Origin of the sequence: Paracoccus sp. TOH, assembly GCF_030388245.1 — a bacterium.
GTDB classification, from domain to species: domain Bacteria; phylum Pseudomonadota; class Alphaproteobacteria; order Rhodobacterales; family Rhodobacteraceae; genus Paracoccus; species Paracoccus simplex.
This window is the reverse complement of the sequence record NZ_CP098363.1, coordinates 144,221-159,269: the sequence shown is the minus strand read 5'-3', so window position 1 is coordinate 159,269 and position 15,049 is coordinate 144,221. Positions and strand designations below refer to the sequence as shown.

Sequence of the window (15,049 nt, the reverse complement as noted above, 5' to 3'; positions counted from 1 at the left end):
CGATTGCCGCCGGCGGCTCATCGGCGCTGGCAAGGGAAAACAGCCGGCCCGGTCCCCTCGCCTCTGCGCAGGGCACGGCCCGGCATTCCCGGACCATTGCCGGGAATGGCAGGCTTGCGGGCATGATGCGGCAGGGGATCGCAGCCCGCGCCGCATATCCTTTCAGATCGCAGGCCCAAGCTTCAGGGGCGTGCCGTCGCTGAACCGGTTGAACCTGAACCGCGAAAGGTCGTGCCCCGCCGGGCGGCCCTGGATCAGGTCGGACATGATGCGTCCCGCGGCGGGACCGATGCCAAATCCATGGCCGCTGAAGCCGGAGGCGACCCAGAGCCCCTGCAGCCCCGGCACGCTGTCCATCGTCGGCACGATATCCGGCATCGCGTCGATCATCCCGGCCCAGCTGTCGAGGATGCGGATATCGGCCAAAGCGGGAAAACGCTCGGCGAATCTTCTTTTCAGCACCTTCGCGGCCCCGGCTCTCGGCTTGGGGTTCAGCACGCGCATTCTCTCGAACGGCGAAACCAGGTCATTGCTCCATTTTTTCGGCGTGCCCCAGGCATCGGGATAATATGCCGGCGCCCAAGGCTTGGGATAGGTCTTGCCGCGTTCGCGCCAGGCGGCCCGGAAAAAGTCGAACAGCGAGGAAAACGCATCGCGGCCCAAAAAGAACGAATGATGATCGGTGAATGCCAGCGTATAACCGCCGTCCTCGCGGCGGCGGAAGGCCAGCGAGGAATCGAGCGCGCCGCCACCGTAGATATTGGGCGCCTCGGCGGTTCGCGCCACGCTGGCCAGCACGCTGAGCTGCGGGAAATGCTTGCCGTGACGCTGCAGGAAAAGCCGCGACCAGGCACCACCGGCCAGAAGCACCGCATCGGCCTTGACGATGCCATGCTCGGAAACGACGCCGGTGACCTTGCCGGCCGAATAATCGAGCCCGCGGACGGCGCAGTTTTCACGGATGATCGCGCCCCGCTTTTGCGCGGCGCGCGCCATCGCCGGAACCGCGACCCATGGTTCGGCGCGGGAATCGCTTTCGCATTGAAGGCCGCCGATCCAGTATCCCGGGCGGCTCTTTATCAGATTCTCGACATCGCTGCGATCAAGTCTTTTGACGACCAGCTGGTGACGTTTCGCAACATCCAGGAAGGATTCGAACTTGACGCGATCGCTTTCCTTCCTGGCCAGATAGGCCAGACCCTCCACCCGGTGACCGATATCGGCGCCGATCCGCGCCGGCATGTCCTTCCAGATGCGGGTGGCTTCGGTGACGATCGGCAATTCCGCCTCGTCGCGTCCAAGCTGGCGAATCCAGCCCCAGTTCCGGCTGGATTGCTCGCCGGCGATGCGGCCTTTTTCAAGCACCGCCACCCTGAGCCCGTCCTCGGCCAGACAAAGCGCGGCAGACACGCCAATGACCCCGCCGCCGATAATCAATACATCGACCTTGTCGGGCAAGGCGTCGCGGAAATTGATCGGGGATTCTTCGGTAATCAGGGCCATTTTCACTCCTTGTGTTGACTTGCTTGACTGCCCGGCCTCTGCCGCATGTCAAGGAAAAGGCGCGGCGGCATGTCGGCCGGCCGGCTTCCTCAATAGGCCGGGAAGCGCCGGCAAAGATCGCGCACCTCGGCCAGCACCGCCTTCTCGACCCCGGCGTCACCCTCCGGACCGGCCGTCGCCAAGGCGTCGATCACCTTCAGGATCAACTTGCCGACCCGGCGAAACTCGGTCTCGCCGAAGCCGCGCGTGGTGCCCGCCGAAGTGCCGAGCCGCACGCCGGAGGTCACCGCCGGCTTTTCCGGGTCGAAGGGGATCGCGTTCTTGTTGCAGGTCAGGCCGGCGCGCTCCAGCGCCTGCTCGGCGTCGCGGCCCTTGACGCCCTTCGGCCGCAGATCGACCAGCACCATATGGCAGTCGCTGCCGCCCGAGACGATGTCGAGGCCGCCCGCGGTCAGGGTCTCGCACAGCGCCTTGGCATTGGCGACGACCTGGGTCGCATAAACCTTGAAGCTGGGGCGGAGCGCCTCGCCGAAGGCGACGGCCTTGGCGGCGATGACATGCATCAGCGGCCCGCCCTGGTTGCCCGGAAATACCGCCGAGTTCAGCTTCTTCGCCAGCGCCTCGTCATTGGTCAGGATCATGCCGCCGCGTGGACCGCGCAGCGTCTTGTGGGTCGTCGTCGTCACCACATGGGCATGAGGCAGCGGATCGGGATAAAGCCCGGCCGCGATCAGCCCGGCATAATGCGCCATGTCCACCATCAGCCATGCACCGATTTCGTCGGCGATCCGGCGGAAGGCGGCGAAATCAATGACGCGCGGATAGGCCGACGCCCCGGCCACGATCAGCTTCGGCCTCGTTTCCAGTGCCTTGGCGCGCAAGGCGTCATAGTCGATCAGCTGATCGGACTGCCGAACTTCGTAGCTGACCACATCGAACCATTTGCCGGACATGGTGACCGGCGAACCGTGGGTCAGGTGGCCGCCGTGGGCAAGCGACATGCCCATGATGCGGTCGCCCGGCCGGAGCAGGGCCAGGAACACCGCCTGATTGGCCTGCGCCCCCGAATGCGGCTGCACATTGGCGAATCCCGCACCGAATAGCGCCTTGGCCCGCTCGATGGCCATGGTCTCGATCTCGTCGACGAACTCGCAGCCGCCATAATAGCGGCGGCCGGGATAGCCTTCGGCATATTTGTTGGTCAGAATCGAGCCCTGTGCCTTGAGCACGTCGGTCGAGACGATGTTTTCCGAAGCAATCAACTCGATCTGGTCGTTCTGCCGATCAAGTTCGCGCGCGATCGCGGCGGCAATCTCGGAGTCTTTGAGCGAGGGGGTCACATCGGTATGAGCCATGGGCATTTCTTCTGTTTCGTTTCTGACGTTATGGTTCGAACTCGCAACGCGCAGCTCTCGAAAGCCGCCGTTCCATGACAGGGCCAGGACCTCTGGTTGCGGCCGGGATGTCCGCAGGAAACGGCCCGACCCCGTCACAAGCTTGCGCTGACCGCGCAGGAGGTTTCTCAATCCTGCTTCTCGGGAATTTTGACGATCACGAAATTCTTTTTCACATAATTGTCGACGGTCCATTCCATCCGGGTCCCGTTCTCCATGATGAAGGCATCCCCCACCTTCATCGTCTGCACGCTGCCATCGTCCAGCGACTTGATGGTCACCTCGCCTTCGATGATCTGGCAGAACTCGACGATGCCGTCCATGACGTCAAGGAAAACGCTCTTGTTCGCCTCCCAGACACCGGATCGAACCGTGCCGGTCCTGTCCTCGAATTGCAGCCAGCGGCCGAAGAAGGGGTCGCCGGAAATGTTGTTCTTGGTGTCGTCCACCACCTGGCGGACGGGAGAGTTCTGGGAAAAGTTGGTGATGTTCTTGTAGCTCATCCTGGGCTCCATTTATTCTGCTGAATGCATTGTGCCGCCGCGTGTGACTTGTGTGCGGATTTCCCGGCGTTATTCGATAGGTCGGTCATCCCCTGGGGAATCGGCAGTTGCGCCGGTTTCCCCCGGGAACGCCGCGGGCTTCCTCAAACCGCATCGCGCAGAGTCACCCAGATCGTCTTGGTCTGGAGATACTGATCCATCGCTTCCGTTCCATTGTCGCGCGACAGCGAACCGGATTGCTTGTATCCGCCGAATGGCGTCTTTATGTCGCCCTCGGAAAATCCATTCACCGATACGGTGCCGCAGGGCAGCCGCCGCGCCAGATACAGCGCACGATCCACATCGCGCGTGAATACGGTCGCATGCAGGCCATACACCGTATCGACCGCGATCCGCAGGGCATCGTCGATTCCCTTGACGGGAATAACGCCCAGAACCGGACCGAAAATCTCATCCCGGGAGATGGTCATTTCAGGCGTCAGTCCGGAAAACACCGTCGGTTCGATGAAACATCCCTTGCCGCTGCGGGCACCACCGGTCAACCGCCGGGCGCCTTCGGCTTCGCCGCGCTCGATATAGCCGGTCACGCGGTCCATGTGCTGCCGCGTGACCATCGCACCGATATCCGTCGAGGGGTCAAGGGGATCCCCGACCTTGTATTTCCGGGCCCGCGCCGCAACACGTTCGGCGAATTCATCGGCGATCCGGGCATCGACCAGCTGGCGCATGTTGGCCGAACAGTTCTGACCGGCATTCCAGAAGGCCGAGGCAGCCGCATGTTCGATCAGATCGTCGTTCAGATCCGCGTCATCCAGAACGATGAACGGGCTCTTTCCGCCCATTTCAAGTCCGACGACCTTGAGGTTGCTTTCACCGGCATAGCGAAGGAACAAGCCGCCGACTTCGGTCGATCCGGTAAACGAGATGATGTCGATATCGTTGTGCCGCCCGATCGCCTGCCCCGTGGTTTCGCCCAGGCCGGGCAATATGTTGAGCACGCCGTCCGGCAAACCGGCCTGTTGCGCCAGCTCTCCCAAACGGATGGCGCTCAGCGGAGTCTGCTCGGCCGGTTTCACGATGCAGGAACATCCCGCCGCAAGTGCCGGCGCCAGTTTCCATGCCGCCATAAGCAATGGAAAGTTCCAGGGCAGGACCAGGCCGACGACGCCCGCCGGCTCCTTGACAATCAAGGCAAGGGCACTGTCACCGGTCGGCGCCACCTTTCCGAAGGATTTGTCGACCAGCTCTCCATACCATTGGAAGAAGTTGGCGACATCCGTGCCGATTTCCCGCAGGCAGTCCGTGATGGTTTTCCCGCTGTCCAGGCTTTCCAGAACCGCAAGCTCGAAAGCATTCTCTCGAATAAGGCGAGAGAGGTTGAGCAGCACCTCCTTGCGATGCTCCGGTTCCGCGCGCGACCATTGCCCGTCGTTGAAGCTGCGGCGCGCGGCGATCACCGCCTTATCGACATCGGCCGCCTTGCAATGGGCAACCTTGCAAAGAACCTCGCCCGTGGCCGGATTGGCCGTTTCGAACGTGTCGCCATCTCCCGCCGAGCAAAGCTGCCCGTTTATGAACGCCTGAGTCGGGAAGCGGAGGTTTGAGGCAACCTCCCGAACCTTGTCGTAGGATATCGTCATTTCCAGCCCTTCAGCTTTCATTTCGTTCGATATTCATCATCGGATTTCCGTTTCGGCTGCGATGCCGATCAATAGACATCCCGCAGATAGCGCTTTTCCCGACGCAGGCGATCCACATAGGCCTGCGCTTCCTCCAGCCCAAGGCCGCCCTGCTCACCGACGATCCCCAGAAGGGCCTCCTCGACATCATAGGCCATGCGCTTGCCGTCCCCGCAGACATAGAGATAGGCGCCACTATCGAGCCAGGAAAAGAGTTCCTTCGCATTTTCCTGCATAAGATTCTGCACATATATCTTGTCCGCCTGGTCGCGCGAGAAGGCAAGATCGAGGCGGGTCAGCAAACCGTCTTTCTGCATCGCCGCAAATTCCTTGCCGTAAAGGAAGTCGCGGTCGCGGTGCCTGTTTCCGAAGAACAGCCAGTTTCTACCCTTGGCGCCCCGTGCCTTACGCTCCTGTAGAAAAGCCCGGAACGGTGCGACGCCGGTGCCCGGACCGATCATGATGACCGACGCATTGTCATCGGACGGAAGCCGGAACGACCGGTTGGGCGACATGAAGATCGGGGCTTTCGCGCCGGTCGCCAGGCGTTCGGCAAGATATCCCGAGCAGACGCCCAGCCTGTCGCGCCCGCGGCTGTGGCTTTGAACCTTTGCGACCGTCAGATGGATTTCATCGGGGTGCAGCTTTGCACTCGATGCAATCGAATAAGTACGATGCTGAAGCGGATTCAGCAGCGGAAGAAGCGCCTCGAGCGACAGCTTCCCGGCCGGTACCATATCCAGAAGATCGAGAATGTCCCGGCCCCAAAGCCACGCATCCAGGGCATCGCGGTCGCCCCCTTCGACGACATGGGTCAATTCGGGATCGCCGGCAAGCTCCTCGACCTTCAGGATAAGGGCGTGGGATGGAATCCGAATCTCCAGTTTCTCCGAGAGCAACGTACCCAGATTGTCATCGAAACCCGCAGCTGGAGCATGTGCACAGGTTCCGAAGCGATCGAAGAAAGCCGCGACGAGCGACGGATCATTCGTCGGCAGCAAGCCGATGCAATCGCCCGGCTCATAGACGATACCGCTGCCCGAGATGTCGAAAACGATGTGACGAACATCCTTGTCCGCATCCGCGGTTGCCAGGGATCTGTTTTCGGTGGCTTCCGACAGGAAGGGCTTGTGGCGCGTCCATTTGGGTCGGGCCAGTCCGGCACTTTGCTGAAGCAATGTGTCGCGGGTGATATTGTCCTCTCCCTCGACGGATTGCATGGCCGCAACGGCCGCATCAACCCATGCGAAGCCCTTCGTCGCGTAATTTACGTCGCAATCGGCGCGATCGGCGACACGCAACGCGCCGCGGCTTGCAAGTCTTTCGTCGATCAGGCGTCCGGCATTGCAGAAACGCTCGTAGCCGGAATCGCCCATGGCCATCACCGAATAGGTCAGGTTCTCGAACCGGACCGGATCGTCGCTGTCCAAAGCCTCCCAGAACTGTTGCGCGGAATCGGGCATCTCGCCGTCACCGTAGCTGGAGGTGACGATCAGAACCCGGCGCAGATTGCCCAAGATGCCCAGTGAAACGGAGTTGAGGGGCAGGACCACCGGATTGAAGCCACGCTTTCTGGCGATGCTTGCGACATCGCTCGCCATCTGTTCGGCATTGCCGGTCTGCGTTCCGAAAAGGATCGTCAGGTTGGTGCCACCGATGTTTTCCTCGACCGGTTCGGCATCGGTCTTTTCCTCTGCCAGGGCATGAATATCTATTCCCAGATCCCTGGACAAGGGGCCACGGTCGAAGGAAATGGGCAGCGTGATCGGGCCGGTATTGCCGCTGTCGGGAAGCCATTGCGCCCCGCTCCCGACGCGAACATTCTTCAGGCGGCTGGCGAGGATTGCCAGCGCCTCGTTCATGTCCGCACGCGCGATAAAATGGCCGACGCAATGGTGAACGCCGCCACCGAAGCCGAAATGCGGCTTGCGCTCCGCGGTTATGTCAAAGGACGGGTCGGGGAAGGCGCGCGGATCGGAGGCCGCCGACTGCCCGAAAAGATGGATGGTCGTGCCTTTCTTGATGTATATGCCCTGATACTCGAAATCCTCCAGCGCCTCCCGGGTGACCCAGGTAATGGCCGGGCGCACCCGCATCACCTCCTCCACTGCAGGCTTGCCCAGTTCGGGGTTCTGCCCCAGCAGCTCCCATTGGTCCGGATGCTCGGCAAAAACCGACAGCGCCAGGCCGATCTGGTTGCGCGTCGTATCCACGGCACCGAAAAGAACGGAGACGAGCATGTCATAAAGCTCGCGCTCGCTCAGCGTGTCGTCGCCTTCGCTGGCGGTACGCACCAGCGTGCTGACGAAATCGTCGCCGTATCCGCGCTCTCTGGTTTGCCGAACCAGCTCCTGAACATAGTCGAACAGCTTTGCCGTCGCGGCATCAATGATTTCCAGGTCGCGCTTGTAATTGACGCTGAGCGCAAGCCCCATTTCATTGGCGATGGTGGAAATGGTGCGCCACTCGTCCTGCGGAAGACCAAGAAGAAGGCAGACGACCCGCGTCGCATAGGGTTCGGAAAACTCGCTCATGAACTCGCAGCTGCCCTTCTCGATGAACTGGTCGATCAGTTCATGTGCAAGCGCAAAGAATTTCGGCCGCAAAGAAATGACGAGCTTGGGCGAAAAGACCGGGTTGGCGATACGGCGCAGGCGCGCATGGTCGGCGCCTTCCTGGCTCAGCATCTGGCGGTGCCACCATCCGGCGAAAAGGCCGGAAACCCCATTCAGTTCGGGCCAGGCATAACTGCCCTGCCGAAGCCGTTGATCGCGCAGAAGCTTGTGCACCTCGTCGTAACGCAGGACCGCGAGGCCATAGTTGGTGCGTGCAATCCAGCTTTTTTCCCGAGCATCCAGCACCTCGGCAGAGCGGATCGAAAAGCCCTGCTTCGACATGTCGAGGTAAGGCAGATCGAGGTAAGGCAGGGTCTGCGGCTGCATGGTTTTACTCCCTTATGTCGCTTAGACGTTGTTTTATCGCTTCTTATGCAACTCCCGTGCCAGCCTACGGCATTCGTCGCAGTATATTGATTTAAAATAATTTTTTAATTCCACATGAGAGGCACGTGATGAGCGGCGAACGTATCGCTGCGCTTTTGCATCCCTCTCTCGCGGAAAAATCACAGCGCCCGGTCTGCGATCCCGAAGAAGGCCGCAGGCAGCAGCGCAAGCGCGACTCATCAAAGTGTCCGCTTGCGAATTTGCAGGATGCTCCGGCCCGTGACGGCAATATCTTTCCGACCATGACGATTATTGCAGCGGCCCGGTGCGGGATTGCTGATCAATCGCAGCATCGGCCCCGCACCCGGGCCGGGAGCAATCCGGTAAATCCGCATATTGTGCAGAAAAAACAGTTGGTTTCACGAAAGGACCGCCGGCTGGCATCCGTCTTGCATAAGGAGGGCCGAGAAGAATGGAAAATCCTGGTTCTGACCTTGCCGGAACAAGACGATCAGATTTGGAACGGAAACGATGCGGGCGAGCCGGCGCAACGCTGCGGGCACCGCGTCTTCTTTCCGTATCGGATTCGATACCATGGCAGCCAGGCGCACCGATGCACGGCCGGGTGCCGATACTGGTATCGCTCGCGCGATCGGAAGCTGCACCGACCAGAAACCTTGTCAGTTGCAAACCTTGAGATTTGCCCCGCGCCCATCCTGAAACCATGCAAACATGGAGATGTATTTTAATGGCACTGAATGATCTCGCCGATACATTGAAAGAGCGAAAGATCAATATTGTCCATGTCGGGCAATTCGATCACGCGGGCATATTCCGCGAACGGCGCCTGCCGCGGGATTCCTTTCTGGAATGGGCGGATAAACCCCGGTTCTCGAACACCGTGGCCATTTGGGATTCTTCGGACAACCTGTTCGGCCCCGGCCCCTATCTCACGGAAGATGTCGTCATCGACCCGACGTCGCTGCGCAGCTACCCTTTCGAGCCCGACGCCGCTGCGATCATCGCGGAATTTTCGGGCGATTCGGCCGAGATCATGCCGCGCGCGGTCCTGCGCCGCCAGGTCGAGCGGGCCGCGGCCTTAGGGCTGGAAGTGCGCGCCGCCTTCGAATTCGAGGTGATCTTTCTTGACGAGACCGCCGAAAGCCTGCGCACGGCAGGCTTCGCCGGGCTGCGCTCCTTTGCCCCCGACAACAAGTGCTGGGGCGGGCAGACCGGCGCCAACCATGCGGGTTTCGTGGCCGGGCTGGAAGACACCCTGCGCGCAACCGGCGTTTCGGTCTTCGGGGTCTCGGGAGAGCTCGGCCCGGGCTGCTTCGAGGCGACGCTGGCCGCCGAATCCCCGCTGAAGGCGGCCGACGACGCGGGCTTCTTCCGCCTGGCGACGCGGGCCTATGCCCGCAATCACGGCAAGACCGCCTCGTTCATGTCCTGCCTGGGCCAGGGCTATCCCGGCCTTGGCGGGCATGTCAGCCTGTCGCTCTGGGACAAGGCCACGGGCAAGAACGTCTTTTCCGATCCGAAGAACGTGACCAACCCGGCGGCGCTGAGCTTCATCGGCGGCATGACCCGCACGGTGCCCGAAGCCTTCGCGCTTTGCGCCCATACGGTGAACGCCTATCGCCGCTATGCGCCGGGATCCTGGGCGCCGAAATCGGTGGGCTGGGCCGAACTCACCTTCACCACGGCGGTGCGCTCGGTGCCGTCGCAGGGTGGTGGTGCAAGGCTGGAGTTCCGCCTGCCGGGGGCCGATTGCAACCCCTATCTCACGCTTGCGCTGATGCTGGGCGCCGGCCTGGACGGGATCGAGGAAAAGCTCTCGGCACCCGCACCGACCCCGGACAACGGACCGGACGACATTCCACCCGGCGCGATCAGGCTGCCGGGAAGCCTTGCCGAGGCCGCCGCGCGGCTGTCGGCAAGCGAGAACGCGCGCCGTCTTTTCGGCGAACGCTTCGTAAACCACTTCACGAGAGCTTGCGAGGTCGAACATGCCAGCCTCGCACGTGCGGTCAGCACTCAGGAAATCGAACGTTATCTCGAGGGCTGAGACTTTGCTCATAACAACATCAAGGAACCAATGGGGAAACCATGACTGACGAATTGTATCAGGCCGAAGGCCAGGACCTGCTTGCTCCTCCGGGCGCACCGTCCGGCGGCGCGGCCCTGCCGGCAGGCAAGGCAGGATGGGACTCGTTTCATCAGGACAGCGACCTGATGCGCGAAGTCGCGGATCCGCTCCGCCAGGAGCGGGTCGCCAGGGTGCGCGAGAAGATCGACCGCCTCGGCATCGAATATATCTACTACCAGTATGTCACCATCACCGGGCGGGTGCTGGGCAAGTCGGTTCCCGCGCGCCATTGGGAGCAAAACGCCCGCAAGGGCGTCCAGACCTGGATCGGCGGCATCGCCAACCTCACCATCGACATCCGCGGCGATCTGATCGGCTTTTCGGCCAATGACGGCGAGTGCCTGGCATTGCCCGATCCCGAGACCTTCTGCCAGCTGCCGTGGGAGAAGAAGGTCGCCCGGGTCTTCTGCACGCTGTTCCGCACGCTCGACGAGCCGGAAAATCCCGGTTCCTACTTCGAATGCGATACGCGGGGCAACCTGAAGCGTTTCGATCGTGAGTTCCGCGAGAAGAACAACGGTCTGCATCTGCGGGTGGGGATGGAGCCGGAAATGCTGTGGCTCCGCCCGACGGGCGAGGGCCTCCGGTCCTTCGAGGGTATCAGCAAGCCGAACTCCTACCATATCGACCAGTTCGAGGCGACGCGGCGGGTCTGGATGAAGGTGTCGGAATACGCCCAGGCCATGGGGCTCGACATGATCCAGGGCGATGTCGAGGATTCGCCCGGGCTGCTGGAACTCAACTTCGCGTTCGACGATGTGCTGGCGACGGCCGACAGGCTGACCACCTATCGCCAGATCTGCGCCGAGGTGGCCCGCCAGGAGGGGCTTATCGCCTGCTTCATGGCCAAGCCCATCATGGGGGTCCCCGCCCTTGGCTGCCACCACAACTGTTCGCTCTGGTATGGCGGAGAGAAGAGGCTTGTCCCGACCGTCGATGGCGAGTTGCCGGGCATGGAGGAGGTCTTCACCTACAACAAGGGTGGCGTAAACGCCTTCGAGAACACCGAAGGCGGCTGGATCCCGACCGAACTTGGCCGCCACGCCCTTGGCGGCGCGTTGAAGCACATCGGGGCGCTGACCGCATTGGGCGCGTGCACCGTGAACTCCTACCGCCGCTTCGCGGATATCGGCCAGTGGGCGCCGGTCGGGGCGGACTGGGGGCTTCAGAACCGCTCGTGCTCGATCCGCATCTCGTCGCCGGACCGTTTCGAGTTCCGCGCGGTGGACGCCATGGTCAACCAGCACCTGTTCTGCGGGGCGCTGCTGAAGGCGCTCGACGACGGGATCAGGAACCAGGTCGATCCCGGCCCGCCGGAAGGCCGCAACGTCGCCGAAGTCCTGAAGGCGGGAACCGAGGAACTGAAGACCATCCCCCTCAACCTTTACGAGGCGCTCGAGGCGCTCAAATCGGATGATTTCATCCTCGAGGCGATGCCGGGCCGTCTGCACGAGCTTTTCGACAAGCTCAAGCGCGACGAATGGCAGCGGTTCATGAAGGAAATCACGGATTGGGATTTCGAACGCTACATGGACTATCTGCCGTAAGGCCGCTGCGGCCCTCGGGAGCCTCGCTCCCGGGGGTCTGCCATCCAGCTACAAGAAGGACATCTCCCATGAGTGAATTGCAGCAAAAGCCCGTCAAGGACTGGTCCGCGGCCGAATGGCACAAGCGCGCCGAAACCTTCAGCTTCGAAACCCGCATGTTCATCGACGGCACCTTCCGCGCCGGCCTGGACGGCGGGATCTACACCTCGATCAACCCGGCGACGGGCGCCCCCGTGGCGGAGGTCGCGCGGGGCTCGGCCGTTGACGTCGACCTTGCGGTGGCCACCGCGCGCCGCGCCTTCAACTCGGGCGCATGGTCGCGCCTGGCGCCGCGCGCCCGCATGGCAGTGATGCTGCGTTTCGCCGACCTGATCGAGACGCATGCCGTCGATCTGGCCCTTCTCGACAGCCTGGAAATGGGCAAGCCCGTCTCCTCCCTCACCGGCTTCGACATCCCCTGTGCCGCCGAAAACCTGCGCTTCGCGGCCGAGGCCATCGACAAGACCGAAGGCGCGGTCACCAACACCGCCGAGGAAGCCTTCCACTTCATCCGGCGCGAGCCCCTGGGCGTGGTCGGGCTGATCGTGCCGTGGAACTACCCGCTGATGATGGCCTGCTGGAAACTCGGCCCGGCCCTGGCGACGGGCAACAGCGTCGTCCTGAAACCGGCCCAGCAAACCTCGCTGTCGGCGATTCTGCTGGCGCGGCTTTTCAGCGAGGCCGGTGGGCCGGACGGCGTGTTCAACGTCGTGACGGGCGCAGGCTCCGAGATCGGCAGGGCGCTGGCGCTGCACGAGGACGTGGACAAGATCGGCTTTACCGGCTCGGAGGCCATCGGCGGCCAGATCCTGGAATATGCCGGCCAGTCCAACCTCAAGCGCGTAAGCCTTGAATGCGGCGGCAAGTCGCCCCAGATCATTCTGGCCGATTGCGATCTGGACGCCGCGGCGCGCAATGCCGTCATCGGCAGCTTCGCCAACCAGGGCGAGGTCTGCGCCGCAAGCTCGCGTCTGATCGTGGACGAGGCGGTCCATGACGCATTCCTGGCCAGGTTCACCGAGCAGACCCGGGCGCTGTACAACCCCGGCGACCCCCTGGATCCGGCGACGAGCATGGGGCCACTGGTCGATTCGAACCATCAGCGCAAGGTGCTGGCCTTTGTCGAGACCGGCATCAACGAGGGCGCCAAGCTGGCTTTCGGCGGCCAGGTCCCGGCGCACCTCAATGCCGGCTGCTTCGTCGAACCCACGCTTTTCACCGATGTCGACAACGGCATGACCATCGCGCGCGAGGAGATCTTCGGCCCGGTCACCACCATCATCCCGGTGAAGGGCGTCGATCAGGCGATCTCGGTGGCCAACGACACCCGGTACGGGCTGGCCGCCTCGATCTGGACCCAGGACCTCAAGACCGCCCACCGCTTCGCCCGCGAGGCCGAGGCCGGAATGGTCTGGGTGAATACCTATTTCGACTACGACGCCACCTCGCCCTGGGGCGGCTACAAACGGTCGGGCAACGGCCGCGACAAATGCCTGGAGGCGCTGACGCAATACAGCCAGACCAAGTCGGTATGGATGCGCGTCACATGAAAGAGGCCCGTGAAGCGCGAATGCCGCAAACGCATCCGGTTGCCTCGATCTGAAAAGAGCACATTCTGTGAGTGGCGGCCCTGAACATGTCGAATGCCTCCCCATCAGCGACAGAAAGAAAACGTGATGACTCGTCCCACCCTTCTTTTCATATCCCAGTTCGCCCATCCAGGGACCTATGACAAATCGAAATGGCGTCGCCTGCTGGGCGAGGACGACGAGACGATCCCCTTCGAGGCGATGCTGGATTCGCTCGGCGTCCTATCCTTCGTCAATTATCAGGGCGTCCGTGCCCATGAAAGCGAGCCGCTGCCCGATGATCTCGACAAGGTCGATGCCGTCATCCTCGGCGGAAGCTATGCCAACATCTCGGACAACTACGACTGGCAGGAGGCGATCACCCAATTCCTGCACGCATGGCGCAAGACCGGCAAGCCCCTGCTCGGCATCTGCGGCGGGCACCAGATGATGACCACGGTCCTGGGCGGCACCGTCGAGCGGTCGCCGCATGGGGCGGAGGTCGGCTCGCTTCCGATCCGGCTCACCGCGGTCGGGGCCTCGCATCCGCTGTTCGAGGGCTTCGACAGCGGCGCCGCCTTCTACTTCGGAAACTCGGAGATCGTGACGAATCCGCCGGCGGGAAGCGTATCGCTGGCCAGCCGGCCCAACGATCCGAACACGGCGCTGGACTACGGCGGCGACTGGCTTTCGGTGCAATTCCACCCCGAGGCCACCTGCGACCGCATGGCCACGCTCTGGTCCGAACTCAACCCGGCGAACTCCGCCCTCTACCGCTTCATTCCCGACTGCGAGCGTATCGTTCTCAACTTCGTCCGCTTCGCCGGCCTTCTGGGCGGCAGCTCTCCCGAGAAAGGGGGCCGGGCATGAGCGCCCTGCCCTCCATCGCGCTCATCGGCGACGTGAAGGACATCGCCGGCATGCCTTATCATGTCGTCGGCGACAAATATGTGCGCAGCATCCGCGACTATGCCGGCGCCATGCCGTTCCTGGTCCTGCCCCCCCTCGACGCCGCCGAGATCGACCTCATCACCGATCGCTTCGACGGCTTCATGTTCACCGGCAGCGCCTCGAACATTCATCCAAGCCACTGGAACGGCCCCGCCGACACACCCGGCCCCTTCGACGAAATCCGGGACGAGCTGGCCCTGCTCCTTGTACGGACCGTCGTCGAAAAGCAGGTTCCGGCGCTGTTCATCTGCCGCGGGTTTCAGGAGCTCAACGTGGGCCTGGGCGGCACCCTTGAGCCCGAGCTGAAAAGATTACCGTCCCGCATCGAGCATCACGCCCCGGAGCACGCGCCCCTGGAGGAGCTTTACGGGCCGTTCCACGACATGGAACTGTCCGAGAACTCGCCGCTGATCCAGGTGTTCGGTACGCGCCGGTTTGCCGTGAACTCGTTGCACTACCAGGGTCTGGCCGATATCGCCCCGCGCCTTCACGTCGAGGGCACCGCACCCGACGGCACGCCCGAGGCGGTTCGGGTCGTCGATCATCCCTTTGCCATCGGCGTGCAATGGCATGCGGAATACCGGCCCGACCTGTCGCCGCCCAATGCCCGGCTTCTGGCCGCATTCGGCACGGCCGCCCGGGACAGGCGGCAGGCGCGATGACCTTCGCCGGGGGCGACGCGACCTAAACGGCGACAAAGAGGTCGAAGGCGACCAGCCTATCGCGTTGGGCCAAGATCCATCGGGCTACAGCGCAGAAACCGGCGGCTCGCCA

The 15,049-nt window shown here is 62.7% G+C and carries 11 protein-coding genes; 6 read left to right on the top strand and 5 right to left on the bottom strand.

All coding sequences use genetic code 11. The annotated features are described in order from the left end of the window. Window positions 1–162: 162 nt before the first annotated feature. The 5 genes from NBE95_RS21115 to NBE95_RS22445 all read right to left on the bottom strand — a co-directional run bounded on the left by NBE95_RS21115 (window position 163) and on the right by NBE95_RS22445 (window position 8,021). Window positions 163–1,503: an FAD-binding oxidoreductase gene (locus NBE95_RS21115; RefSeq protein WP_289896578.1), complete on the bottom strand. Its 1,341-nt coding sequence runs from the start codon at window positions 1,501–1,503 to the stop codon at window positions 163–165. An 89-nt stretch (window positions 1,504–1,592) separates the two neighbouring features. Then, entirely contained in the window at window positions 1,593–2,858 is a 1,266-nt protein-coding gene (gene glyA, locus NBE95_RS21110; protein WP_289896577.1) for a serine hydroxymethyltransferase, read from the bottom strand. 167 nt (window positions 2,859–3,025) lie between these two features. Beyond that, window positions 3,026–3,400: a cupin domain-containing protein gene (locus NBE95_RS21105; protein WP_289896576.1), complete on the bottom strand. Its 375-nt coding sequence runs from the start codon at window positions 3,398–3,400 to the stop codon at window positions 3,026–3,028. Window positions 3,401–3,543: 143 nt separating this feature from the next. Next, entirely contained in the window at window positions 3,544–5,040 is a 1,497-nt protein-coding gene (locus NBE95_RS21100; RefSeq protein WP_289896768.1) for an aldehyde dehydrogenase, read from the bottom strand. Window positions 5,041–5,108: 68 nt separating this feature from the next. Next, on the bottom strand, window positions 5,109–8,021 hold the full coding sequence (locus NBE95_RS22445) for a cytochrome P450 (protein WP_354670380.1): 2,913 nt from the start codon (window positions 8,019–8,021) through the stop codon (window positions 5,109–5,111). Window positions 8,022–8,149: 128 nt separating this feature from the next. On the opposite strand from NBE95_RS22445, the gene NBE95_RS21085 reads away from it, so the two are divergent. The 6 genes from NBE95_RS21085 to NBE95_RS21060 all read left to right on the top strand — a co-directional run bounded on the left by NBE95_RS21085 (window position 8,150) and on the right by NBE95_RS21060 (window position 14,937). Next, entirely contained in the window at window positions 8,150–8,770 is a 621-nt protein-coding gene (locus NBE95_RS21085) for a hypothetical protein (RefSeq protein WP_289896575.1), read from the top strand. Next, entirely contained in the window at window positions 8,770–10,089 is a 1,320-nt protein-coding gene (locus NBE95_RS21080) for a glutamine synthetase (protein ID WP_289896574.1), read from the top strand. Before NBE95_RS21085 ends, NBE95_RS21080 begins: the two co-directional genes overlap by 1 nt. Window positions 10,090–10,130: 41 nt before the next feature. Next, window positions 10,131–11,717, top strand: a complete 1,587-nt coding sequence (locus NBE95_RS21075) for a glutamine synthetase family protein (protein WP_289896573.1) — start codon at window positions 10,131–10,133, stop codon at window positions 11,715–11,717. Between the two features lie 68 nt (window positions 11,718–11,785). After that, the gene (locus NBE95_RS21070) at window positions 11,786–13,306 is read left to right on the top strand and encodes an aldehyde dehydrogenase (protein WP_289896572.1); all 1,521 of its coding nucleotides are present in this window, start codon (window positions 11,786–11,788) and stop codon (window positions 13,304–13,306) included. Between the two features lie 126 nt (window positions 13,307–13,432). After that, window positions 13,433–14,194 (top strand): type 1 glutamine amidotransferase, encoded by a 762-nt coding sequence (locus NBE95_RS21065; RefSeq protein WP_289896571.1) that lies wholly within the window; start codon window positions 13,433–13,435, stop codon window positions 14,192–14,194. Next, a complete protein-coding gene (locus NBE95_RS21060) occupies window positions 14,191–14,937 on the top strand; it encodes a gamma-glutamyl-gamma-aminobutyrate hydrolase family protein (protein WP_289896570.1) in 747 nt (248 codons plus the stop codon). The genes NBE95_RS21065 and NBE95_RS21060 overlap by 4 nt, the downstream gene beginning before the upstream one ends. Window positions 14,938–15,049: the final 112 nt, after the last annotated feature.